This is a genomic window from Bacteroides nordii (genome assembly GCF_019930665.1).
Taxonomy (GTDB): domain Bacteria; phylum Bacteroidota; class Bacteroidia; order Bacteroidales; family Bacteroidaceae; genus Bacteroides; species Bacteroides nordii.
Genome location: NZ_CP082886.1, coordinates 3,515,966 through 3,538,186, shown reverse-complemented (window position 1 = coordinate 3,538,186; position 22,221 = coordinate 3,515,966). Strand labels below are relative to the sequence as shown.

The 22,221-nt window shown below is 45.6% G+C and carries 22 protein-coding genes; 7 read left to right on the top strand and 15 right to left on the bottom strand.

Annotation, left to right across the window (positions count from 1 at the left end; genetic code table 11):
* Positions 1–45: 45 nt before the first annotated feature.
* The 10 genes from K8P02_RS13950 to K8P02_RS13905 all read right to left on the bottom strand — a co-directional run bounded on the left by K8P02_RS13950 (position 46) and on the right by K8P02_RS13905 (position 9,762).
* Positions 46–528: a hypothetical protein gene (locus tag K8P02_RS13950; RefSeq protein ID WP_155921483.1), complete on the bottom strand. Its 483-nt coding sequence runs from the start codon at positions 526–528 to the stop codon at positions 46–48.
* Positions 498–962: an N-acetylmuramoyl-L-alanine amidase gene (locus tag K8P02_RS13945; protein WP_025868064.1), complete on the bottom strand. Its 465-nt coding sequence runs from the start codon at positions 960–962 to the stop codon at positions 498–500. Before K8P02_RS13945 ends, K8P02_RS13950 begins: the two co-directional genes overlap by 31 nt.
* 44 nt (positions 963–1,006) lie before the next feature.
* Positions 1,007–1,357 (bottom strand): hypothetical protein, encoded by a 351-nt coding sequence (locus K8P02_RS13940; protein WP_007486915.1) that lies wholly within the window; start codon positions 1,355–1,357, stop codon positions 1,007–1,009.
* Between the two features lie 6 nt (positions 1,358–1,363).
* Positions 1,364–1,843, bottom strand: coding sequence for an HU family DNA-binding protein (locus K8P02_RS13935; RefSeq protein WP_196039458.1), 480 nt, complete (start codon positions 1,841–1,843; stop codon positions 1,364–1,366).
* A gap of 463 nt (positions 1,844–2,306) precedes the next feature.
* Entirely contained in the window at positions 2,307–5,720 is a 3,414-nt protein-coding gene (locus K8P02_RS13930; protein WP_155921482.1) for a T9SS type A sorting domain-containing protein, read from the bottom strand.
* A 539-nt stretch (positions 5,721–6,259) separates the two neighbouring features.
* Positions 6,260–7,174: an Rpn family recombination-promoting nuclease/putative transposase gene (locus K8P02_RS13925; RefSeq protein ID WP_025868062.1), complete on the bottom strand. Its 915-nt coding sequence runs from the start codon at positions 7,172–7,174 to the stop codon at positions 6,260–6,262.
* Between the two features lie 339 nt (positions 7,175–7,513).
* Positions 7,514–7,975, bottom strand: a complete 462-nt coding sequence (locus K8P02_RS13920) for a hypothetical protein (protein WP_025868061.1) — start codon at positions 7,973–7,975, stop codon at positions 7,514–7,516.
* Between the two features lie 146 nt (positions 7,976–8,121).
* Positions 8,122–8,724 (bottom strand): DUF6633 family protein, encoded by a 603-nt coding sequence (locus K8P02_RS13915; RefSeq protein ID WP_044158545.1) that lies wholly within the window; start codon positions 8,722–8,724, stop codon positions 8,122–8,124.
* Positions 8,660–9,550: a DUF7833 domain-containing protein gene (locus K8P02_RS13910; RefSeq protein ID WP_122202201.1), complete on the bottom strand. Its 891-nt coding sequence runs from the start codon at positions 9,548–9,550 to the stop codon at positions 8,660–8,662. The genes K8P02_RS13915 and K8P02_RS13910 overlap by 65 nt, the downstream gene beginning before the upstream one ends.
* 2 nt (positions 9,551–9,552) lie before the next feature.
* On the bottom strand, positions 9,553–9,762 hold the full coding sequence (locus K8P02_RS13905) for a hypothetical protein (protein WP_007486923.1): 210 nt from the start codon (positions 9,760–9,762) through the stop codon (positions 9,553–9,555).
* 116 nt (positions 9,763–9,878) lie between these two features.
* On the opposite strand from K8P02_RS13905, the gene K8P02_RS13900 reads away from it, so the two are divergent.
* The 6 genes from K8P02_RS13900 to K8P02_RS13875 all read left to right on the top strand — a co-directional run bounded on the left by K8P02_RS13900 (position 9,879) and on the right by K8P02_RS13875 (position 17,740).
* Positions 9,879–10,643: a helix-turn-helix domain-containing protein gene (locus K8P02_RS13900; RefSeq protein ID WP_007486926.1), complete on the top strand. Its 765-nt coding sequence runs from the start codon at positions 9,879–9,881 to the stop codon at positions 10,641–10,643.
* Between the two features lie 362 nt (positions 10,644–11,005).
* The gene (locus tag K8P02_RS13895; RefSeq protein WP_025868056.1) at positions 11,006–11,677 is read left to right on the top strand and encodes a hypothetical protein; all 672 of its coding nucleotides are present in this window, start codon (positions 11,006–11,008) and stop codon (positions 11,675–11,677) included.
* A gap of 16 nt (positions 11,678–11,693) precedes the next feature.
* A complete protein-coding gene (locus K8P02_RS13890; RefSeq protein ID WP_195350059.1) occupies positions 11,694–13,625 on the top strand; it encodes a hypothetical protein in 1,932 nt (643 codons plus the stop codon).
* Between the two features lie 29 nt (positions 13,626–13,654).
* On the top strand, positions 13,655–15,127 hold the full coding sequence (locus K8P02_RS13885; protein WP_195350057.1) for a hypothetical protein: 1,473 nt from the start codon (positions 13,655–13,657) through the stop codon (positions 15,125–15,127).
* A 15-nt stretch (positions 15,128–15,142) separates the two neighbouring features.
* The gene (locus tag K8P02_RS13880; RefSeq protein WP_122201868.1) at positions 15,143–16,768 is read left to right on the top strand and encodes a PEGA domain-containing protein; all 1,626 of its coding nucleotides are present in this window, start codon (positions 15,143–15,145) and stop codon (positions 16,766–16,768) included.
* A gap of 429 nt (positions 16,769–17,197) precedes the next feature.
* Entirely contained in the window at positions 17,198–17,740 is a 543-nt protein-coding gene (locus K8P02_RS13875; protein WP_025868051.1) for a glutathione peroxidase, read from the top strand.
* 3 nt (positions 17,741–17,743) lie between these two features.
* On the opposite strand, the gene K8P02_RS13870 is transcribed toward K8P02_RS13875, so the two are convergent.
* Positions 17,744–18,253 (bottom strand): NUDIX hydrolase, encoded by a 510-nt coding sequence (locus K8P02_RS13870; RefSeq protein ID WP_025868050.1) that lies wholly within the window; start codon positions 18,251–18,253, stop codon positions 17,744–17,746.
* Between the two features lie 20 nt (positions 18,254–18,273).
* Positions 18,274–19,494: an S-adenosylmethionine:tRNA ribosyltransferase-isomerase gene (locus tag K8P02_RS13865; protein ID WP_025868049.1), complete on the bottom strand. Its 1,221-nt coding sequence runs from the start codon at positions 19,492–19,494 to the stop codon at positions 18,274–18,276.
* A gap of 80 nt (positions 19,495–19,574) precedes the next feature.
* On the opposite strand from K8P02_RS13865, the gene K8P02_RS13860 reads away from it, so the two are divergent.
* Positions 19,575–20,627, top strand: coding sequence for a DUF2027 domain-containing protein (locus K8P02_RS13860; protein WP_025868048.1), 1,053 nt, complete (start codon positions 19,575–19,577; stop codon positions 20,625–20,627).
* Between the two features lie 89 nt (positions 20,628–20,716).
* On the opposite strand, the gene K8P02_RS13855 is transcribed toward K8P02_RS13860, so the two are convergent.
* From K8P02_RS13855 to K8P02_RS13845, 3 genes are all read right to left on the bottom strand, one after another.
* Positions 20,717–21,073 carry a hypothetical protein gene (locus K8P02_RS13855; RefSeq protein WP_002562552.1) on the bottom strand — a complete coding sequence of 119 codons (357 nt, stop codon included), beginning with the start codon at positions 21,071–21,073 and terminating at the stop codon, positions 20,717–20,719.
* A gap of 248 nt (positions 21,074–21,321) precedes the next feature.
* A complete protein-coding gene (locus tag K8P02_RS13850; RefSeq protein ID WP_007486937.1) occupies positions 21,322–21,924 on the bottom strand; it encodes a lysine exporter LysO family protein in 603 nt (200 codons plus the stop codon).
* On the bottom strand, positions 21,921–22,205 hold the full coding sequence (locus tag K8P02_RS13845; protein WP_002562550.1) for a LysO family transporter: 285 nt from the start codon (positions 22,203–22,205) through the stop codon (positions 21,921–21,923). Before K8P02_RS13845 ends, K8P02_RS13850 begins: the two co-directional genes overlap by 4 nt.
* Positions 22,206–22,221: the final 16 nt, after the last annotated feature.

Genomic DNA, 22,221 nt, shown 5'->3' with positions numbered 1-22,221 from the left:
TTTGTAGCAGCCTCTCTTTCTTTGTGCTCGTGTTGTTTCGGCTTGTCAGAAGTAGCGATATCTTCTTCTGAACAATAATAGCAGCAGAATTCCTGCCAGGACGATGACGTACGGTACTACAGACCCGCTACGCTTTTGAGTTTCCTTTTCGTTCTCTTTTGTCCGGATTTGTTTCCGGAGGTACTGTGTAGTGTCCGTCTGTTGCCATTGTTCTTGTTGCCGGCTGCTTTTCGTGTTCTGCTCTTTTCGGGAGGTCACTGTGCGGGTGAGTTTTAAGCCTGTCGTGTCTTTTCGTATCATTAGTGTTGTCTCCTCGTTGAACGTCTCGATGACTTCGGCCTGTTTGCCGGTGCATTGGCGGGTGTTTCTCACCTCTTTCTGTGTGATTGCCATGATGGAGTCACGCTCCGCGTAATGCGTCCGGGTAAGCGCTTTCCGACTGCCACATCCCGACATTGCTGCGAGTAGCAATAACACACCGATACGTTGTGCCGTTTTCATACCATTACCTCCGTTTCCTTCAGCCACTTTCGTACGTCAAAACACGGACAGGCTTTGATGTACTCTTCAGGTTCGATGTGTCCGTTTCCATTCAGATCGGGCGATGTATCGCGATGCCCGATGACGTAGCGTATGGCAGCATACTGCTGTTGCAGTTCGGTGATGAGTTGCTTCATGGCTTGTTTTTGTGCCGGTGTTCTTGTGTCTGTGGGTTGTCCGTTAGTGCTCAGACCACCTACGTAGCATATTCCGATACTTTGCCGGTTCCAACCGTAGCAGTGGGCACCCTCTTTTTCTATGGAACGGCCCTTTTCAATGGTTCCGTCCAGGCGGATGACATAGTGGTAACCTATCTCTTTGAATCCGCGTCGTCGGTGCCATTGGTCTATGTCGACTGCTGTAAAGTCCACTCCGCTACGTGTAGCGGAGCAGTGGATGATGATAGAGTCTATTGTTCTCATGCGTTTTGTGCTATTAAAAGGTTTGTACTAAAGAATGGGGAGGGTTAATATTCCGATGGTGGTTGCCGGTTGGGGCATCCCCGGATAAAGCAGCGTTTTGCTTCCAGTTCCTTGCAAGTTATTTCTGCTTCGTGACAGCGGTTTATCCACTCTTGCTTTTCGGTTTGTTCTTTGTGCAATTCGTTGTACAGGGCATCTATGCGCGTATCCCGTTGCACTATCCGCTCTTCGAGCCAGTTCACCTGTTGACGGTGGTTTTCATTTTCAAGGCTGTTTACTCCAGCCTCGCTTCTGCGTGCTTCCGTCTTTCGGTTCACCAGCCAATTCAAGCCCCATTTGATGGCTTCCATCCCGCCCAGGGCGGAGATGAAAGCCAGAATGTCAGAACTGGTCATAATGGGCTATACGCTGGGATCTTCACCTTCGCCTTCGCCACCACCGCCGTCACCGTCGGTTTTTTCGGCGTTGATACGGTCTACATCTTTCAATACCAGCCCGTCGGTACGTGTGCTGGTCGAAGTACTCAGGCGGATTTCGCTATCGGCGCGAAAACAGATACGCAGCCCTCTGATGTCGGCAGCTGTGAAGTCTTCCGGGAGGTCTGTCCCCTTGCTTTGTGCGGCGAGGAAGAAGTAGCCCAACCCGTCGATGTTCACTGTGCGGCCTGTCAGCAGCAGTTTTTTCAGCAGTGTGCGGAAGTCTTTCAACACACTGATTGTTTCTCCTTCACTGACACCGGCATTGCTGCTGATTTCTTTGGCGATTTCGTTCAGCGTAGCCGAGCTGCTGTACTGATAGGTGATTTGCGGATACGTCTTTTTAGGCGAGTTCTTGTCACTGAGATCGGATAGTCTTGTTACTTTTTTGAATAAGATAGCCATGATAAGCTCCTTTCTTTTTTTAATGATACAATCGTGATACTTTGTGTTCTCTGTTATTAATAACACTACAAATATAAGCATGTTTGGGGGGAGTGAAAAGGACAGGTGATGATGTGGATTTTGTTTACGTAATTTGTTGATATTGAGGTGGGTATGCTGTTTGCTTGTTACTAAGGTACACTGCGTTTCCCCGTGCGGGTAACGAACCGGACAGAATGGGGTATAAGGGCGGTGATAATTAAAGGGAGAAGGGAGAATGAAGAGGGGAGAAGTACTGTGCAGTGTGATAGCGCAGCTAACTATTAACTTTTAACAGAATAAGGCTTTTAACTAAATAAGAAGGGGGGGCGAAGGGAGTTAAAAGAAGGGAGAGGGAGGGAGAGAAGGGAGAGTTGAGAATTTAGAAGGGAGGTGTATTGTCACAGCGCAGCCCCTTCTCTCTTCTCAACTCTCCCTTTAATACTTAGTTCTTTATCACTTTGTAAGCTATTCGTTGCTTACCGTTACTGAGTACGAACAGATAGATGCCTTTAGGGTTATTTCCGATATAAACGTTGTTTTCGGTATCCAGGTGTTGCTTGCTGGTGTAGACAAGGCTGCCGTTGATAGATACTAATTGCAAGGTCCACAGGTCGGTAGAGGTGCTGTTGGTGTTGATATACAGATAATCGTTGTCCGTCCATATGCTAAAGCTGTTTGATGACATGGGTGTTTCTTCGATTCCGGTAGGCACAGGTTGCAGGATTGCAAATACCGGTACATAACCATTGTCTTTAGCCTTCTCGGCGGATACGTTCACCACCCCTTTCAGTGTTGTATATCCCGGGGCGGAAATGGTGTAAGAAACATCACCTGCCACGATGTCCGTAAAGGAAACATCGCCCTCGTATCCTGCTGCCAGTTGTCCGTAGCCTTCGAGGCTGACGGTGGCGCCTTCCGGTGTATACTCGCTATCGTAGCAATCGGTTACCAGGAACTGAACGGTGTAGGTGTTGGCGGTCTCTTTTGGTAGTTTCAGGGTGATGGTCTGATCTGTTTCGCCAATGGTCACAGATTGGCTGACGGCTTTGTAGCCTTTGCACCAGGCGCGTATCTGATAGACTCCTGCCGGGAACATGGCGTATATGCTACGGTTGCCAGAGTAGATGAATTTGCCGTCCTGGTATACGGAAATTTCGGGACTTCTGTCTATGTATTGCCCCTCCTCGTCTTGTACCTGCACCTGCAGGTTTCGGTAGGTGCTGTAGTCGAACGTCAATTCCTTGTCAGCAGGAAGTGTGACGGTGCCGGATAGCTCTTTGCCTTCGGGTTCGTCGACGCGATAGGTGTAGGTTCCTTCAGGAAGTTGGATCGTTTCTTCGCCTGTACCGTCTTCTGTCCTTATTTCGTAACCTCTGATGGGAATTCCGCTCTTATAAAACTCTACGTAGCAATAATTGTTGTATGCGGACACTATTCCCTTTACCTTGATAGTGAGTGATGTTTCCTTCGCCTCTTTGTGTGTTAAAGTTACGGTTTGTGGTTGGTCTACGACGCTGAATTCAGTGGTTGATACGCTGGTTTCGCCCATGTTGTTCCGGTTCTTGAATTTGGCAACATACTCTCCCTGAGGTAGATATGTATCAATAAAGCTGCCATTATAGGTGTCGAGCCGATAGATATATGTGTCTTTGTCTTTATGCGCACTGTTGCAGATATAGATGGAAGATTCGTATGTCACTGGCCATGCTGTGCCGTTTTCATCGACTACGTTCAACGCCACTTTCTGGTAGTCGGCAGTTGATAATGTGATTGTTTCGGTTTTGTCCGTGTCCAGTTTTATTAGCGTTTCGGGGGTATTTATACGTTTGCCCTGTGTTATCTCAAGGCTGTAAGCGTAATCGTCGGCGGGCAGATAATAAGATCCGGTAAATCCGTCAGTGGGGTTTCCGTTGAATAAGGCAAAGGTATTTCGGTATTCTATTGCATGGTTGACCAGGGTGAGCATCGGGATGCCGTAGGAGTTTGCTGATTTAAACATCTCCAGCAGGTCACCGTTTACTTTGAATGTCAGTTCCTTGTAGTTTTCAAAGGAGAGTCTGATATCCATGTCGGCTTCGTTTATTTCAAACGAGTGTTCCTGTGGCTTGTAATCGGCAAGATTCGTTCTGCATGTATATGCACCATTGGGCAGATACAGCTTGATTACTCCTTGTTCATCTGTTGTATATGTTTTCGGAGTACCTCCCGTGATTACATCAACGCTTGCTTCCGCCATCGGCTTACCGGTCCGGTCGATCACGCTGATGATGACTTGGTGGTAATCGTTTTCGTTGAGTGTGTAAGTTACGGTCATTTCTTGTCCGGCTACTGTAAACAGTTGCTTGCTGATGCCGGGGAACGACTCTTGTGTGGTCCGGTCGGTGATTGTTGCCGATATTTCATAGTCACCATCCGGCAGGTAATATCCGTGATCTGCCTCAAAATTGTATGATTGCTCCCCTTGAGCTGAATTGACGTAAATCTCCGTCAGTTCATATTTTTCGATGTCACTTGATGTGAATGTCACTTTGTGATAGTCAGTAAAAGAGATGGGAATCGTTTCGTGTTTGGTGGCATGTATTTCTCCTTCTTTAGTAAACATGTCCGGGTAGGAGATGTAGTATGGGTAATATGAATTGTCGTCCGATTTCTCTAAAACGGTGGTATAGAGTCCGGTCTGTTCATTGTACTGTACGGTATTTTCCGCTATGCTTACATTCATTTGGGAGGGGTCTGTCATGAAGCTGCCGGGGGTGATGTCCAGGCTGATGCGGAAGTACCTGTCTTTGTAAGAAATCTCCTGTACCATCTCCTGGCTACCTACCACGATCTCTCCTTCGATAGATCTGTAACTCTGTTTGTCTGTCCCGATCACTGCTAATACGCGGTAAGTATAGGTACCGGCTGTGGCTATATAGGTCACTTCTCCCCTGGCATCCGTCTTTTGTCCGTCCCAATAATCGTTGGAGGGAATCAGTTGGCTCACGATGGCGTTTTCTATCGGGAGTCCGTCCATATCAAGTACGCGGACGGTGACTTTTTTGCCTGTTTCGTAGCTGAACGTTTGTTCTATGGGGGAGTCTGCTAAGCTGATTTCCTGATAGATGGGAATGTAGTAGGCTTCCTTGCCTGTTATTCTTGCACCGATGTAATAGGTGCCTTTGGGCAGATAGATATCGGTAGGCTGGGCGGTGATGGCTTGTTCGTAGGATTGCTGTGGCCCGGATATGGTGATCAGACCGGAGCATAGCGCATTGGTTTCATCTTTAACGGCTACCGTTATTTTCTGTTTTCCTGCCAGTGGGTTGTTTACTTCTATCCGACCGTCGGTCAGTTCTTCTACGTCTATTGTGCTGACAGAGGTTACTCCCGAAACGCTTCCGGTGAGTTCCCAATACAGCTGTTCGCCTTTGTAGAGGAAGCTGAAGGTACCGCTATCGGTCCATTTTATATCGAAATGCTCCTTGTTGTAGAGGGAACCTCTGTAGGGAAAGAGGTCTATGCCTGTAAACAGGGAATACTGTTCGGATTCCACCTCTTTCAATGCCAAGGTAAGCCAGTAATGTCCTTCGAGTTTTACGACAACGGGGTCATTACCACCGGTCCATACGAGTTCATAGTCGTCTCCGGCTACTCGCATGCTTAGGAAGTTCAAACTGCTACGCTTGACTACAAACTTGCCGTTTGCGTCTGTAGTGTAATCTCCTGCTCCGTCGGAACCGGTTCCGCTGATAAATGCTTGTATCCCTGGAATGGGTAGGTCTTTACTGTCTGTAATTAGTACGGTCATGTCTTTGGCCCATGTACAGACGGTTACCAGGCACATCAGGCCCACTAATAGTAATCTTCGTTTCATAATTCTAAGTATTGTTTGTGCTTCTCCAGTTCCTATAAAAGCGTTAAAATAAATAAAGCGTGGAACTGCGTGCTATTTATAGTAACTGGAGGTCCTAGGAAAACCCGTACATACATAAACAGACAGCAGACCCACGCATAAACGTGAGAAACTACTATGTCATTCTTTGTATGTACTTGAAAATTTCCTAGGTTTCCAGTCACAAGAAAGAGCATAACGCTTCAATATCTTTTTTATAAGGCAGGAATGTGACGCTTCGTATTCCTGCCTGCAAAGATATAAATAGTTAGTAAAGTAATGAAATATTCGGACCGATTATTTTGTTGGCAGTTGAGGATTGGTGGCTGGCTGCGCTGGGTGATACATCGGCTTTCCTCGTTGGCAAGGGGAAGCTGTGTGATAATGTGGTATGCGTTTTGGTTTATTAAATTGTGCGGAAATGAAGGCAAATATGAATGAATTTAAAAGCCTTGCAAGCTACGGGTTGATATTCTCGCAGTTTGCAAGGCTTATGATAAAACAGGTCCTTTTCTCTGTCTTTATAGATTGGCTATCTCTTCGGAAGTCAAACCGGTGATATCAGTAATCGTTGCGTAATCCAATCCTTTATTTTTCATCTTCCGGGCATTAGAAAGACGCTCTTTTTCTGCCCCTTCTTCCAAGCCTTCCTGTCTTCCTTCTATTCTACCTTCCATTCTCCCTTCCATTCTCCCTTCCAATTTGGCCGAATCGATGACATCATTCTGAATCATTATCGCACTCAGATGTTCGTCATACGCCCGACGTTCCTGAGGTGTCATGGAGTAGTATTTCAATTTCTCACGTGCTTCTTCCAAGCCGGGAGCTGTGGTGTCGGGGCGTATCACTCCGCTTTTCAGATAGCGCATCCATTCTTCCAAAGGGGTAACGGCCATCTGGTCGAACTCGTTGACACGGATCAGAACATATTCCGGGAAAATATCGGCAGGCATACGTGTCACAATCGCATTCTTTTCCTTGACGTTGACTTGCAGCTTGTCGCCGGTGTGTACACCGATAAAGTTATTTTGTCCGTAATACAGATAGTCACTGCCGATGCCTATGTCGAAGTACAGAATGCTGATGGAATAGATCTTCTTTACATGATAGTATGCCTCGCCCAGCGAGATATGCTCGGTGATGGCTTTGGCCACTCCGTAAAGAATGCGTTCCAGATAGTAAAGTTCGCGCGTGTTTTGTATCTCGATGATGATGATTTCGTCTTTACTGTTGCGCGCTTTGATGTCTACGCGGTTGAATTTATCGTCAGCAGTCAGTTGGTTACTTTCGCTTTCGAGTATTTCCATGATAGTCACTTTTTCCTTTAGGAATACGGTGAGGAAACCTTCGAGAACACCAAAGTTTGCCTTTTGACGTAGTAGGCGTTTAATGGCCCAGTCAAAGCGTATGTATCTATCTTCCAAATAACTTTCCATAATGATTCTCCTTCCTTCTTTATTTAGAGCAAAACAAAGGTATGGCTTTTACTTTGAAAAACAATGCGGACCGGACGCATTTCTTTGTTGATAAATAATTTGTTAATAAGCCAATGTATTTCACCACAGAGTCGCACAGAGTTCCACAGGGTAGTATTTATCTGATGAAACGCGGATTAACACAGATGAACGCAAATTAAAAGACTGTAACTCTTTATCATACATTTGTTCCCCTTTGCGAAAATCTGCGATCATCTGCGTTTCAATAAAGATTTAAACTCTGTGTTACTCTGTGGTGAGTTTCGCTCATTTCCATACTGATTTGAATAATGTGCTGTGCTATGTGTATGGGTTGCGTTGTGCTTCTTTCCGCCAGCGCCAGAAGGCTTTGAGCAGCCCTTCCTCGCTGATGGACTCTATGTGATAACGCTCTATGAAGCAGCGTACGGATTCGGCGTACGAGATGCCTTGTTGGCGGCGGGCGGTGAGCATGCAGTCAAAGAGCTCGGCGTGAAAAAGGTGTTGTACGCGGCTTTCAAAGATACGGATATTGCTTTGGGTGAGATAATTATAACTTGTGGGCGACTTTCCCCGGTGTGGATTGGGAAGGCGCAGGCAAAGATTTCCGGCCTCTCGTGCCGGCGCGTTGCAGGGGCGTTTGCCGAGCAATTCGTGCAGGCTGTTGCTGAGGTAACTACGGGGTGGCAGGTGGATGACGCCTTTGTCGGTGACGCTGGCGAAGTGTCCGTACAGGTATTCCGCCAGAAAGGGTTTGAGTTGAAATCGGATGGTGTAGTACATACGTGTGTGGTGTTAAGTTTTATGTATATGATCGTTTTTCTGTCGATACGTGTGCTTTGCCCGGCTCCGGGGAGGGCTTTGCTCGGCTCCGGGGAGGAATGTTCTCGGCTCCGGGGAGGAGGGTGTCCGGCTCCGGGGAGGAAACGCTATTCAGGTGAGGGCCTTCTGAGGGCTTGTAGGGCGTCTTCGTCTCCTTCTTGGGCACGCCGCTGCACTTCGAGATAGGCTTCATAAGTGATGCCTTCTGTTGGGTTATTTCTTAGATTTGCCCGCGTTTCGTTCCTTTTGCTGCGTTCTATCTCCTGGTTTCGCTGGTCTGTGTACTGACGAAGCCCGGACATGATTTTCATAGGATCGATGGCGCCGTAAAATTGTCCGTATTGTCCGATCTTGAAACGGGCTATGTAGAGGCAGATATCTCCGGCGGTAAGCATGGGATAGGCGGCGAGGATGAGTTGGGCAGTTTCGTGCAGCTGTCCGGTGGTGAGTTTGGTGCGTACTTCAGTGAAGTCGTTGAGGCTTCCGAGTTGTATTTTTAACCACTCCAGCGGAGCTGTACGTGTGTATAGTCGTGTCAGTAATGCCAGTGTAGGGTTGGCAGGGCGTACGGCAAGATCGGCAGGGGTGAGTCCTCCGGATAACAGACGGGTTTGCAGGTCGGGATTGTAAGCAGTAAAGAACTGCTCAGGTTTCGGGTATTTCAGGTAGAATGCCTGTAGCCTTGAGCTGTTCGATTCGTCGGCGGGCATCGTTGCTGACGGTAGTGCCGAGTGCAGTAATTGTATCAAGCCTTCGCTGTCGGCTTTCTTCACGGTTTGTTGTAGCAGGGTTTTCATGGCTTTGGGGGTGTTTGTTTTGTTTTTCCAGTTGTTGGCGGAGCCAGTTGGCAAAGTGCTGGCGGAAGTCACAGACGGACTTGTCGTTGTTGCCTTCGTTTTGGAGCTTACGGCAGAACTTTTCCAGCCACTCATGCAATCTATCCGGGTCCAGGTGGTGATTCATGCAGAGGAGCTCCATCCACGACTGATTACCGACGGACTGTTTATAAGCCAGGGCGAGCGGTTGGGGGATGTTTTCGTTTACTGTTCTTGTTTTGCTTGCCTGTTCCTGTTCTTTTTGGGTTTCCTCTTCCTTTTCCGGTGTCGGGGAGGGTGAATGAGGGGGAGTGTGTGGGACAGGCTGTCCGGTGTCGGTTCTCATTTTCTGAATGTTGTTTAGCACTGTAACCGGCAGTGCTGCACGCACTTTGTCGGGCAGGTTGTCGAAATCTTTCAGTGCGGAGAGTTTCATGGAGGGGTTCATGGCATTTTGTGTAAGCCAGTGGGTGATGATGATGTGTTCATGGATCATGATGATGAGTTTGAGTTCTTCAAGCTTCTTGATACAACGGCGCACAATTTGGGCACTGGTGTTGCAATCGTAACCGATGCGGCGTACGGTGAGTCCGTAAATCCCTAACATGTTTGTAGCGGGATTGGTGAGTAGATAGATCCAGATGAGCTTTTCGGTGGCTGTGAGTGGTTCAAACCAGCTTTCACCCCAGATACGGGTAGAAATATAACGTCGGATTTCCATAGCTATTTCTTTTTTATGGGTTGATTGATTCTGGTCTGTTGGCAAATGAGTCGGTAGGCATCAATGACACGATGGGACTTGGGACCTCTTATACGTCCGCTTAAAGTGTTGTAAACAGTCTTTTCACTCACTCCGGCAGCTTTTGCCACTTGCTTCTTCCAGCCCCTCGTTGGGAGAAGGGGTAATTCCTGGCGCTTGATTTTTTCTTTCATAATATCATTGTTTTTGATTTTTTATTCTTATATTTGCCTACGACAATGAAATAGAATTCAGTAGAAATGTGTTTCATTTGCAAATAACGTCAATAATCTTGATAAAAACAAATAAAATGTCGAATAACTTGATATTCTTTTCGGAGAATCTCTCAACGTTTCGTAAGGAGAAGGGGTGGACGCAGTCAGAACTGGCTGAAAAGCTAGGAGTGAAAGCAAATACAATCTCCAATTACGAGAAGGGAATCTCAACACCCGATTATAAAATAATCGCTAAACTGCGTGAGTTATTTGAAATGCCCACGGATGTGCTCTTGTATAGTAATTTGTCGGAAGGTAAGGAGAAGTTTGGAGAATGGGTCTGTAGAGATAAGGATAGTACTGGATGGCGTACTTTTAAGATTAGTTTGGGAGAAAAAAAGAAAGAATATGTAATCGTTGATGCGAACTCTGCTTTGGCGGTTGATGGTGTGACAAAGTTGCGGTATAAGAGGGCGGGTATTTATCAAAAGAGATTGGTTGGCAATGGGATTGCTAAGGCTATGGTTGTGAAAAATATGCCAAAAGTCGTTGGTGCCGATTTTGAAGGCGACGACACAGAACTTGCCAAGAAGAGTATTGCAAACCGGATAGGCATTAATCTGAAATCTGACAGAAAGGTAGCTTATTGTAAGTTTAATCGTTTTATAACGATGGGTGATGATTCGGTGGGTACTGTGTCCGAAAAGAAGGTAATACCAACCAATTTAACTCTTACCAGGCGCCTGTTGGCTCTTGTTGATAAAAAAGACAACACTATCTCTGAACTTAATCGCGAAATTGGTCGCTTGCAGTACGAAATAGAAGTACTAAAGAAAGAACTATCTTTATTGAGAGGATAAAGCAAAGTCTTGTTCGGTGGCAGATTAAAAAAGAACTGTAATCCTTTTGTCTTATCCTCGAAAAAGGCAATGTGACATCTCATTACATCGGAATAAGCAGAAATAAATTAACTTGTATGCGGTCTTTTTTACCAAATAAACATCCTTTTCTACCAAATAAACACCAATTTAAGCAGACGCCAAAAAACGTTATCAATCCCTTTCTCTTTTCAGGTCTTATGTAGTACTTTTGCTGTAAGTATATAATACATGCAAAACAGAGCGATATACCTCTTTTTGAGGGCATATAGTTTCCCCGCTTATAGTTAAGGATTACCTCTTTGCCGGGAAATTCACGGAGGATAAAAACAGACAAAAGACCTATGAGGAAGATTCAGTTTTTGTTGGCAATATGGATGTTTGCTATTGTCACATGTGGCGCGATGCCTGCCTATGCACAAGCCCAGGTACAAACCCAGGTACCCACCAAAGCACAAACCAAAGCAGCGGAGAAAGCCGGAAAAGCAAGAGCCAAGGCTTTAAAGAAAGAAGGATGGATGACGGACAGTGCAGAACCGCTGGAGATCATTATCATGCATCATCTGCTGAAAACTGATAATTATGGTGGCACAGGCGAAGAATATGTAGGAAACGCACAAGCCGTGAAAAACATCACATTGGGAGGGCGTATGGCACGTTCGGATGCACGTACCCAATATGCCGACATGAACAAAGCCATCGTAAAAGGACGCATCAACGACTCTTCAAAGTCCATCTCCGATGAACAGGCAGAAGCTTTTGTGGCCACCTATGAAACCATGGTGATGCAGGAGTTTGACGGCGATCTGCGTCAGTCATATACCATCTACCGCCCCATGAAAGACGGAAAGTATGAAGTACGTGTTTACTTCTGGCTGGATGCAGACAGGGCTTCTCAGGCACGCATCAAAGCTTTGCAGCATGCGGCGGCCGAAGCCAAACTGTCACAGGAGGTGGCGGACAGCATGTCAAAGTTTATCAAAGACGGATTCAAGAAAGAGACTCCTGCCAACTAACTCAAAGCCCCTATTCATGAAGTATCTTCTCTATGTACTGATCGTTTGCTGGCTACCTGTAGCAGTGAAAGGGCAGAGTGTTTCCGAAAAGATGAAGCGCTATCAGGACGATTCGTCTTACAAGTGCGGCAAAGCCTGTGCTTTTTCCTACGAAGAGGCGGACCGCGCGGCACTCGAAAACCTCGTTAGCCAGATCTCCGTATCCGTCAGTGCCTCGTTCTCCGAGAGTGAATCACAGATTGACAGCGGAGACCAAACCGATTACCAACGCAACATTGACAGCCGGGTGCGTTCCTTCTCTTTTGGAACTTTACCCAACGTAGGGCAGATTATCGACGAAAGCGATCCCGATGAAGTCTGTGTGCTTCGTTATGTAAAGGTGGCCGAACTCGAAGGGATCTTCAAGGAACGCGAAAACAAGATACTCGACTTCATTGCATCGGGCATGGAGGGAGAGAAGAGGTTGCAGATTGATGTGGCCTTGCGTTATTATAACTGGGCACTGACCCTGCTTATAGCCCATCCTAAATCTGTGTATCAAGAGATAGATGGGAAACGTACCAATCTGAAAGTGTGGCTGGATACTAAAATAAACAATATCTTCAATACGCTCAAAGTCGGGATAGGGGAGTGTACGGAAACCGATAATCCCATCGACCGTTACGACCTCTGCCTGCACTTCTCATACATGGATCAGGAAGTGTCCGATCTGGACTTCCACTATTTCAACGGCGAACGCTACGTAGGTCCGTGCAAAGTTCACAAAGGCATGGCGATACTCAACTTCGAACGTCTGCCCCAACGCGAACTGCGTTTGCGTTACGACTATAAGTTCGAGAACCAGGCAAAGAACTTCGACCCCGAACTGCGGGCAGTGTTGGAGACGGTCGATCCGCAGAACTTCCCTAATGCCTCCGTCAGCCTGCCGGTGAAAGACGATAAGAACAAGCCGGTTGTTTCGGCACAGGTCAGAATGTTGGAGGCCAGGGTGAATGCCGCCTCCAAAGCTGCTGTAGCCTCCATTGCCCCTCCCATCGTGGCACCGGACGTGGTGCGTCTCAAACTGAAACCATTGGCAAACAGTGCCGACTTTGCAGGTATCATGAAACAGGTAGAAACGGCTGTACGGAACGGGACCCTCGGCGAAGTGCGGGCACTTTTTACTCCCGAAGGCTATGAACTGTTTGATCAGATGTTGAGTATCGGAGGCGTATCCGTAGTGGGAGAGCCCGTATATACCTTCTATGATAGTGGCGGTCCTTATATAATAGGTAAGTCGCTGCCGCTGAACTTCAAGTTCAAAGGGCGCGGCAACTCCTTTATGGAAGATGTCGCCTTCCGGTTCAACAAAGAGCATAAGATTGCTTCTGTAGCCTTCACACTTACCAAACGTGCCGAAGACGACATCTTCAAAGCTGCCTCCAAATGGGGCGAAGCCTCCCGGTATGCCATTATGAGCTTTATGGAAGATTATCAGACGGCTTATGCCCTGAAGCGGATTGATTATATAAAAAGCATCTTCTCGGACGATGCCATTATCATCACCGGTGTGGTATGCCAGGCGGTAGGTAAGGGATTCTTTCAGGAAGGAGCCGATCCCTTGCCGGGCGGCAAAGCTCCCACTGTGCGCTACAACCGCTATACCAAAGGAGAATATATTGACAAACTGCAACGGAGTTTTGCCAGTAAAGACTTTATCCATCTCGTGTTTGAAGACAATGCCATCAAGAAGATAAATACCAATGGGGTGATTGACGGAGAGTCCTACGGTATTCAGATAAAACAGAGCTATTTCTCGGACAACTATGCCGATACGGGCTATCTGATGTTAATGCTCGATATGCGGGGAGAATACCCCATGATACGTGTCCGTGCCTGGATTCCGGAGAAAAGTGATGATGCATCGCTCGATAAATTTCTTAACCGCTTCCGTCTGGGAGGAAACTGATGATAAACCGCCGAACCGTTTATAGAAGGATGATAAAAATAAAACGATTGTCGCAGCTTTTGATTGTGTTTTGCATGGCTACTGCTGCCTGTGCCCAAGATTCACTCGATGAATACCGGAAGCAGGTCCAAAGCGAATATCAGGGATTTGCCCGGGAGGCCCGGGAAGAATATGCAGACTTCCGTGATCGGGCAAATGCCGAATACGGGAAATTCATGCAGGAACCCTGGCAAGCGGCGGAAGTGCTACCTCCCGATCCGGTTCCGGTGAGGCCGGAGCCGCCAAATCCTCAGGTGAAGAACCCCGAAACCGGTACTATTCCGCCTCAGGAATTGCCTTATGTGGAGGTAGTGTCATTGCCCGCTCCGCGCCCTGCTCCTGAACCGGTAGAGCCCATTCCCCTGCCCGAAAAGTTAACGGGAGAACTGTTTTCATTCGCTTTCTATCATACACCCTGCAAAGTACACCTGTCTGCCGGGCAAAAGTATACGTTGTCGTCGGCAGACGAGAAAGCGGTAGCCAATGCCTGGAAACGCTTGTCGGCAAGCGATTATAATGTGCTTGTAAATGACTGTCTCGAGCTTCGGCAACAACTCGCTTTGTGTGATTGGGCATACGTGAAACTGTTACAGCAATTGACGGAGAGTTATTTTGGTTCGGCAAAATCCAATGAAGCAGTTGTCATGCAGATGTTCATTCTTACGCAATCGGGATATAAAGTGCGCATAGCACGTTCTATGGATAAGAAGTTAGTATTGCTGTTACCTTCCGAATCTGATATTTACCGGTATGGTTTCCTGCGTATGGGAGGAGTGAAGTATTATCTTATTGACTCGTCTGTGAAAGAAGATGTCTTTGTCTTCGACCATGCTTTTCCAAAAGAGCAACTGTTCTCTGTTGCCATCAATGAGAAACCCCGGTTGGCAGTTCACCTTACCGGACAGCGTATGCTGACCTCCGAGGCCTATCCGATGATAAAGGTAGATGTACGAACCAATAAAAACCTGATAGACTTCTATAATACCTACCCGCTCAATAGCAACTGGGATACGTATGCGCGGGCCTCGTTGAGCGAAGAGGTGAAAAAGGATCTGTATCCGGCCTTGAAGAAAGAGTTTTCAGGAAGATCAGAATCTGAAATAGCGAACCGGATCCTGAATCTGGTGCAGACAGCTTTTAAATACGCAACGGACGAAGAGCAGTTTGGATATGAACGCCCTCTTTTTGGAGATGAAACGATCTTTTATCCATCCAGTGACTGTGAGGACAGAGCCATCCTCTTTTCAATTTTAGTGCGTGAATTGATGGGACTTGATGTCGTTCTGCTGCATTATCCGGGGCATTTGGCTACGGCTGTCCGGTTCAATTCGGATGTGAAAGGAGACTATCTGACGGTTGACGGAACCAAATATGTGGTGTGTGATCCGACGTGTATCAATGCACGCGTAGGAGAGGCCATGCCACAATTCAAAGAAGAGAAATGTACCGTAGTAAGAATATAAACAACATAGAAGAATATGAAGAAGTTAATAATGGGGTTGTTGCTGATGATTGCAGCAGTGAGTGCATCCGCACAGTTGAAGTATGTGCCCGGTTCTTTCCGTTGCTTGAGCTTTCAGGCAAAAAACGGGGATATGGGTAAAGGAGATGTAACCTATGAGTATTTAAAGGCTCAATGGCCGATGGACGATAACGGCTCTCCGGCTGCCTTGCTCATTGTGAAGTTCCGCAATATGCTCCCTGAAGAGAGCCGGAAATTTGTTACCTACTTCAGTGCAGGATGCAATAAAGCTGCGGAGGAATTTCCTGCGGCAGACAAACATCCCGAAGCCTATTGGCTATACGTCACAGCCGGCGATCTGATTGAAATCACTTTCAACAATCCCGGGCATGGTGCCTGCAAAGTAGGACCTTTCAAATTGGAAGAGAAGAAGATATACGGGATTGTGTTAGAGAATGAAAAGATGCAGGACATCTCATTCAATAGTATACCCGGAGGGGCTACGGTGATGCTCGATGGCGAATATGTGGGAGTAACCCCCTGCGAAAAGAAACAAGCGACTTATGGAAAACACACAGTGACGTTAACGCTGGATGGGTTGACAAAAGAAGAAGAGATCAATGTTTCCGACGAACGTGCTTATTTTGATTACGATATGCGTAAAACACACTCTATGAGCCTAAGCAGTGAACTGGAAGGTACTTTGCTGGAAGTAGATGGCAAGCCTTATGGAAGATTACCGCGTGCCAGTGTCATTCTTTCCTACGGACCGCATACACTGGTAGCTGTACAAGGAAATATCCGGGATACGTTGCAACTGAATGTTAACGAGCATAGCCGCATGTCTCACAATTTCTCCATGAAAGAGAAGAAAGCTGTAGCTATCTTTGCCAAATATGGTGGAGAAAATGTAGAAGCAGACATCGACATCAATAACGAACGGCTGGATAACTGCAAAACCCCTTATACGGTGAATCTTCCTTATGGAATGCACGATATTAGTGTGTCTTATATGGGGCGGTCTAATAGTAAGAGGTTTAAAGTAGGACCTCGTAGTGCGTCGATTTGTTCGATAGAATTGCCCGGAATTCACAATGACGTACGAGAAAACGATAGACAGGAGAAAACGTACGTTGCAAAAACAGGTAAACGTTATTGGAAGACTCCGGAAAAACGTTGGCTGTTTGGAGTGACTGCAGGATATGTATATAAAGCGATTGATACGGAATCATTCTCTAACCTGCAGGTAGGCGCACGGGTTCGTCCTAGTTTTGGTGGCCGTTTGGGCTGGGGACTGGATACGGGAATTTATTATGAACGTGGTTTTGGTGACTTAGTATGTAATGCTCTTTATATACCTATACATGCTGTATGGCCAGTGAATACCCCATTTTCTATTTCGGCAGGGTTAGGAATGCAATATGACTCGTATGACTATGAGGTGTCTAAATTGACTTATGGTTCTGGATATAATTATTCTATTGATTCAGTGAGCCAGTTTGCCCTTATGGCAGAACTCGGTTGTAATTACCAACTGAAGAAATTTATGTTCAGCTTTAGTGCTTCTTATGGTGGTGGAATTGCTGGTGACGGTGACTACGCTATTACAAAAATCTCTTTGGGACTATCCTATGCATTCTAAATATTGATTGTTGCAACTTTATACATACGTTGTTTGTTATTACTTTGAACTGGTAGTTGAAAATAGTAGAGTTCATTCCTTTCTGTATGGTATTTCACCACAGAGGACACAGAGGGTACAGAGTTTAAATCTTTATTGAAACGCAGATGAACGCAAATTCTCGCAAAGGGAAATAACGATAAAATAAAGAACTACAGTTTTTTTATCTGTGTTCATCTGCGATCATCCGCGTTTCATCAGAGAAAATAATATCTCTGCGCCCTCCGTGTCCTCTGTGGTGAACTGATTCATTTCGGATCGGATTTGAGCTTAATTTCCAACTACCGATTCACAGTATTATCAACCAAGTCCTAACATTAGCTTTCCACTGATAGTCGTTATTGTCGTTTAGCATAACTTCCGGTGTGGAAAGCACAAATAGAAACAAGTATGAAAACCATTTCTTCCCTCATCGTAGCTCTTGTGCTTTCAATTGCTGCCGCTGCGCAGAGTAACTCTTTCTATGACTTCGCCGTAACCACTATTGATGGTAAGCCCTACAATCTCTCTCAACTGAAAGGGAAAAAAGTCCTGGTCGTAAATGTTGCTTCAAAGTGTGGACTCACCCCGCAATATGCAGAGCTACAGGAGTTATACGATCAATATAAAGACGATGGCTTTGTTATCATCGGCTTTCCTGCCAATAACTTTATGGGGCAGGAACCGGGAACTAATGAAGAGATTGCTACATTCTGTACGCTGAACTATGATGTCACCTTTCCGATGATGGCGAAGATCTCAGTGAAAGGTAAAAACATAGCTCCCCTCTATCAATGGTTGACAGAAAAGAAACTGAACGGAGTGCAAGATGCCCCCGTGCAATGGAATTTTCAGAAGTTTATGATTGATGAGAACGGAAATTGGGTAGGAATGGTGCCTCCTAAAAAAAGTCCGTTCTCAGAAACTATCGTTCAGTGGATAGAAAAGAAATAACGATCATAACTTGTCGAAAGAGACGCGCTTGAATTCTCCTTCAAAGTTAGGAGTAAATATCCCTTTTCCTATATGCTCTTTTATCTCTTCTAAGGTCCAGAAGCGTCCGCCATCCAGCTCATCGCTGGGGTGGATGTCTCCGTCGTATACTGTTTTGTACACAAAAACCAGTTCGCGTTCGCGGGCGGATTCAAAAACATAACTGGTCAGGTGTTCCGGTATAAAATCTGTAATACCTAACTCTTCCCGAACCTCGCGTTTCAGCGCCATGTCTACGCTTTCGCCCAAATCTACATGACCACCTACGGCCGTATCCCACTTGCCCGGTTGGATATCCTTCCATTCGGGACGTTTCTGTAAGTACAAATCTCCTTTACTGCTGAATACGTGCAGATGCACTACCGGATGAAGCAGTTTACTTCCACTGTGGCACTCGCCGCGGGTAGCGGCTCCGGTGATATTTCCTTCCTCATCAACGATGGGAAACATCTCTTCATTATTATCGTTTTGCATGATTAAATGAATTAACTTTTTCAGGGTATCAGTAACGATGAATCTCCGTAACTAAGGAAACGGAAGTCATGATCCAGGGCATAGTCATAAATCGTCCGCCAGTTTCCTTTTACAAAAGCCGAAACCAACAACAACAGTGTGCTTTGTGGTTGGTGGAAGTTGGTGACCATTGCTTTTACTATCTTATAGTTGTATCCGGGTGCAATAATGATTTGAGTACTGGTGTGCAGAGCTTCCATACCGTTGCGATCTAAATATCCTAAAATCTTTTGCAGGGCAACTGTTGACGGAATTTCGTCGTACTTTTCATAAGGTTGCCACTGACGTACGTGCAGTTCTTCTTCCGTAGCTCGTGGGTTGGCAGCCAATGTCACTCCGATGTGGTATAGACTCTCTAAAGTCCGCACAGAAGTGGTTCCTACAGCGATGGCACAACCGTTATGATCGATAAGCTTTTTGATGGTTGAGCGTGAAACGGATATGTATTCCGTATGCATCTCGTGCCCCTCGATTTCTTCACTTTTCACCGGCTTGAAAGTCCCGGCACCCACATGCAACGTCAGTTCTTCAAGGTCTATACCCTTTTCGCAAAGGGCATCCAGTACCCGCGGTGTGAAGTGGAGCCCGGCTGTTGGTGCGGCCACAGAACCTTTAATCTTTGAATATACCGTTTGGTAAGTCTCTTTGTCACTCTCCTGTGTCTCTCTGTTCAGATACGGGGGGATTGGCAATTCTCCGAATACCTCTAAGATATCAGCAAAAGTAACTTCCGGATTGTCCCATGAGAAGTCTATCCAATGGCTTGTACCATGACATTCGCCACGTGTAGCGGTAAGCGTAAGTGTATGTCCCTTTACAGTCATTTCCCGACGTAATGCACCCTCTTTCCATTTCTTCAGATTACCAATCATACAAAGCCATGCGGCATGGCGGGTCTGCTGGAAGTTTAATACGTAGTCATTCGGCTGGATCGGTTCAAGGCAGAATACCTCTATCAGTGCTCCTGTTTCTTTACGAAAATGCAGGCGGGCCTGAATAACTTTCGTGTTATTAAATATCATCAGACTGCCTTCTGTCAGATATTCAGGGAGGGATGTAAAGACATCTTCTGTGACTTCGCCACGGCGGTAGACAAGTAGCTTGGATTGATCGCGCACCGGGAGAGGGAATTTGGCAATACGTTCATCCGGCAAAGGATAGTTGTATTCGCTAATACGGATATGTTTTGGGTTTTCTTTCATCTTTTCTTTCATTGCGACCGCAAAAGTAACTATATTTGCCCTAATTTGTAGATTGTAAATGGTAAATTGTAAATATAAAGATGAAAATAGGTGATAAAGTACGTTTCCTCAGCGAAGTAGGCGGAGGAATTGTGAAAGGTTTCCAGGGAAAAGACATCGTTTTGGTAGAAGATGCAGACGGGTTTGATATCCCGATGCCGATGCGTGAATGTGTGGTGATTGATACGGACGATTATAATATGAAAAGGAAAGTGGCTCCTGCTCCCTCAAAAGCCGAGGGACCTGCTAAGCCGATGAAGCCGGAGATGCCCGCGGTACAACGTCAACCCGAAACGCGTGGTGGCGATATGCTTAATGTGATGCTGGCTTTTGTGCCCGAAGATGTGAAAGCTATCAGCAGTACTTCCTTTGAGGCTTATCTGGTGAATGATAGCAATTACTATCTCTATTACACATACCTCAGTGCCGAAGGAAAGGCATGGAAAGTTCGTTCACACGGGTTAGTAGATCCTAATACAAAGCTCTTTCTGGAAGGTTTTGCTAAAGATGTGTTGAATGAGATGGAACGTGTTGCCGTACAATTCATTGCTTTTAAAGATGGTAAGACTTTTGCAATGAAACCCGCCGTTAGTGTGGAATTACGTATTGATACGGTGAAATTCTATAAACTGCATACTTTCCGCGAGTCAGATTTCTTTGAAGAACCGGCTCTGGTGTATGATATCGTAACGAATGATGTGCCTGTCAAACAGGTCTATGTTTCTGCAGAAGATATTCAAGTGGCTTTATTGCAGAAAAAAGAGGTGGAGAAACCCAGATCACAACCGATAGTCAAACGTAGCAGCTCGAATGGTATTATAGAAATAGATCTCCATATTAATGAATTGTTGGATGATGCACATGGTATGAGTAACAGTGAAATATTGAATTATCAGCTGGATAAATTCCGTGAGGTAATGGAGAAGTATAAGGGTAAACGCGAACAGAAAATCGTTTTCATTCACGGTAAGGGTGATGGAGTGCTCCGGAAAGCTTTGCTGGACGAATTGAAACGTAAATACAATACCTGTCGTTATCAGGATGCTTCCTTTCAGGAATATGGTTTCGGGGCGACATTGGTGACTATCCGATGATGAAGGTAACAGCACCTGAAGATAGATAAAAAAAGAGTGCCGACAGATAAAACTGTTGACACTCTTTTTACATTTATATAATAATCATTTTACTTGTTCAGCTCGATACCTTTATTCTTCAAGGTGATGTTCAGTAATGCTGCATATTTGCTATACTGTTCATTTGTGAGCGTTCTTTTCATCAATTTCAAGTTTCCGTAAATTGCATTGTGCAATTTGGCTTCCTTATTCTTTTTGGCTGAAGCGGCCCGGCCCATTTGTTCTGTGAAATATTCACAGATATTAGAGACCTCTTCGCTCTGCATTGAATTCAGATTCAAATATTGACTTAACTTATTTACATTGATGTTACCTTCCCATTTTGCAGTAGTAGGTTGGTTTCCTGCTGCAAAAGTAGTCGCAGCCAGGCAGAGTGCTGCCACTAATGTTAATCCTAATCTTTTCATAATACCTACTTTTTAATTGTTATACCTAAAAACTAATCCTAATAACTAAATCTAATACCTATTGAAAACCGACTTAAGCGCTTAGTCTTTCTTTTTACCTATGCAAATATAAGGATATGTTTTAGAACATAAAAGAGGTTGGGGAGAAAAGTGTACTGTATAGCATCATTTCTTGATGTAGATCAAGAATATGCTAATAAAAAGAGTGGAATAGAGGTAGATTTGTAATCTAATTGTAATATGTTTGCCTACACGGAACAGAATAATGTTACGAGAAAGGGCACGCTGAAGTCTACTATAAAACCATGAAATATGGAAACGATCACAAATTCTTTTCCGCAGCAGCGGGTTATGATCGGGAGGGTAGTATCCATTGTGGTGGCACCACCAGCAGAAATGGGTGCGAGGCGTCCAAAGTATCTGACTAATAATGGGGCACAAAGTAGAGCGATAATTTCGCGTATGATGTTTGATAAGAGTGCGATAGTACCTAACTCCGGGCCTTTGTACTCGGTGATAAAGATGCTGGAAAGCGAATAATAACCAAATCCTGCGCCTACTGCCATGCAATCGGTCGGTGAACGATGGCTCAGGAACAGGCTGACTACAGCACAGCCGGCTAATGTTCCTAATATGGTCATGATGGGAAGAAACACCAGTCTTGGGTTGAGCGAACGGAAGCTTTTCAGTGTATTAGGATCATTGCCAATGCTGACGCCTACACAAAACATAAGTGCGCACAAGGCGTAATAACTTAGTTTGCTATGTATGAAATCAGATGGAATCAGGTGGTATAAGCCACAAAGGGTGCCCACAACGAAGAATGAGACAATGATGAGGCTACCTTTCATTGTTTTATCTCCTTTCTATACCTTATGTATATAAAGTACCACAATGCCCATGCTGCCAATACACTTCCTGCAACAGCACCCAGTGTGATAATGATGGCTTCCAGCCCGATGGTATGCAATCCTTTGATGATGGTTTCATTTCCTCCTACATCAATGCCCAGTAGAAAAAGCAGTAACCATATCAATAGTGTGATAACTTTATGAATCCATGAAAGCTTTTTACTGCGTAGCAGATAGCCGGTGAGCATCCCGGTGAGCATTATTCCTATGATAGTGAACATATCTTTTACATTATTA

Excerpts from the sequence above, each read along its gene's own strand:
- K8P02_RS13945 (WP_025868064.1), bottom strand. The coding sequence starts at position 962 with ATGAGAACAATAGACTCTATCATCATCCACTGCTCCGCTACACGTAGC.
- K8P02_RS13940 (WP_007486915.1), bottom strand. The coding sequence starts at position 1,357 with ATGACCAGTTCTGACATTCTGGCTTTCATCTCCGCCCTGGGCGGGATG.
- K8P02_RS13935 (WP_196039458.1), bottom strand. The coding sequence starts at position 1,843 with ATGGCTATCTTATTCAAAAAAGTAACAAGACTATCCGATCTCAGTGAC.
- K8P02_RS13930 (WP_155921482.1), bottom strand. The coding sequence starts at position 5,720 with ATGAAACGAAGATTACTATTAGTGGGCCTGATGTGCCTGGTAACCGTC.
- K8P02_RS13925 (WP_025868062.1), bottom strand. The coding sequence starts at position 7,174 with ATGGAAAGTTATTTGGAAGATAGATACATACGCTTTGACTGGGCCATT.
- K8P02_RS13920 (WP_025868061.1), bottom strand. The coding sequence starts at position 7,975 with ATGTACTACACCATCCGATTTCAACTCAAACCCTTTCTGGCGGAATAC.
- K8P02_RS13915 (WP_044158545.1), bottom strand. The coding sequence starts at position 8,724 with ATGCCCGCCGACGAATCGAACAGCTCAAGGCTACAGGCATTCTACCTG.
- K8P02_RS13910 (WP_122202201.1), bottom strand. The coding sequence starts at position 9,550 with ATGGAAATCCGACGTTATATTTCTACCCGTATCTGGGGTGAAAGCTGG.
- K8P02_RS13905 (WP_007486923.1), bottom strand. The coding sequence starts at position 9,762 with ATGAAAGAAAAAATCAAGCGCCAGGAATTACCCCTTCTCCCAACGAGG.
- K8P02_RS13900 (WP_007486926.1), top strand. The coding sequence starts at position 9,879 with ATGTCGAATAACTTGATATTCTTTTCGGAGAATCTCTCAACGTTTCGT.
- K8P02_RS13895 (WP_025868056.1), top strand. The coding sequence starts at position 11,006 with ATGAGGAAGATTCAGTTTTTGTTGGCAATATGGATGTTTGCTATTGTC.
- K8P02_RS13890 (WP_195350059.1), top strand. The coding sequence starts at position 11,694 with ATGAAGTATCTTCTCTATGTACTGATCGTTTGCTGGCTACCTGTAGCA.
- K8P02_RS13885 (WP_195350057.1), top strand. The coding sequence starts at position 13,655 with ATGATAAAAATAAAACGATTGTCGCAGCTTTTGATTGTGTTTTGCATG.
- K8P02_RS13880 (WP_122201868.1), top strand. The coding sequence starts at position 15,143 with ATGAAGAAGTTAATAATGGGGTTGTTGCTGATGATTGCAGCAGTGAGT.
- K8P02_RS13875 (WP_025868051.1), top strand. The coding sequence starts at position 17,198 with ATGAAAACCATTTCTTCCCTCATCGTAGCTCTTGTGCTTTCAATTGCT.
- K8P02_RS13870 (WP_025868050.1), bottom strand. The coding sequence starts at position 18,253 with ATGCAAAACGATAATAATGAAGAGATGTTTCCCATCGTTGATGAGGAA.
- K8P02_RS13865 (WP_025868049.1), bottom strand. The coding sequence starts at position 19,494 with ATGAAAGAAAACCCAAAACATATCCGTATTAGCGAATACAACTATCCT.
- K8P02_RS13860 (WP_025868048.1), top strand. The coding sequence starts at position 19,575 with ATGAAAATAGGTGATAAAGTACGTTTCCTCAGCGAAGTAGGCGGAGGA.
- K8P02_RS13855 (WP_002562552.1), bottom strand. The coding sequence starts at position 21,073 with ATGAAAAGATTAGGATTAACATTAGTGGCAGCACTCTGCCTGGCTGCG.
- K8P02_RS13850 (WP_007486937.1), bottom strand. The coding sequence starts at position 21,924 with ATGAAAGGTAGCCTCATCATTGTCTCATTCTTCGTTGTGGGCACCCTT.
- K8P02_RS13845 (WP_002562550.1), bottom strand. The coding sequence starts at position 22,205 with ATGTTCACTATCATAGGAATAATGCTCACCGGGATGCTCACCGGCTAT.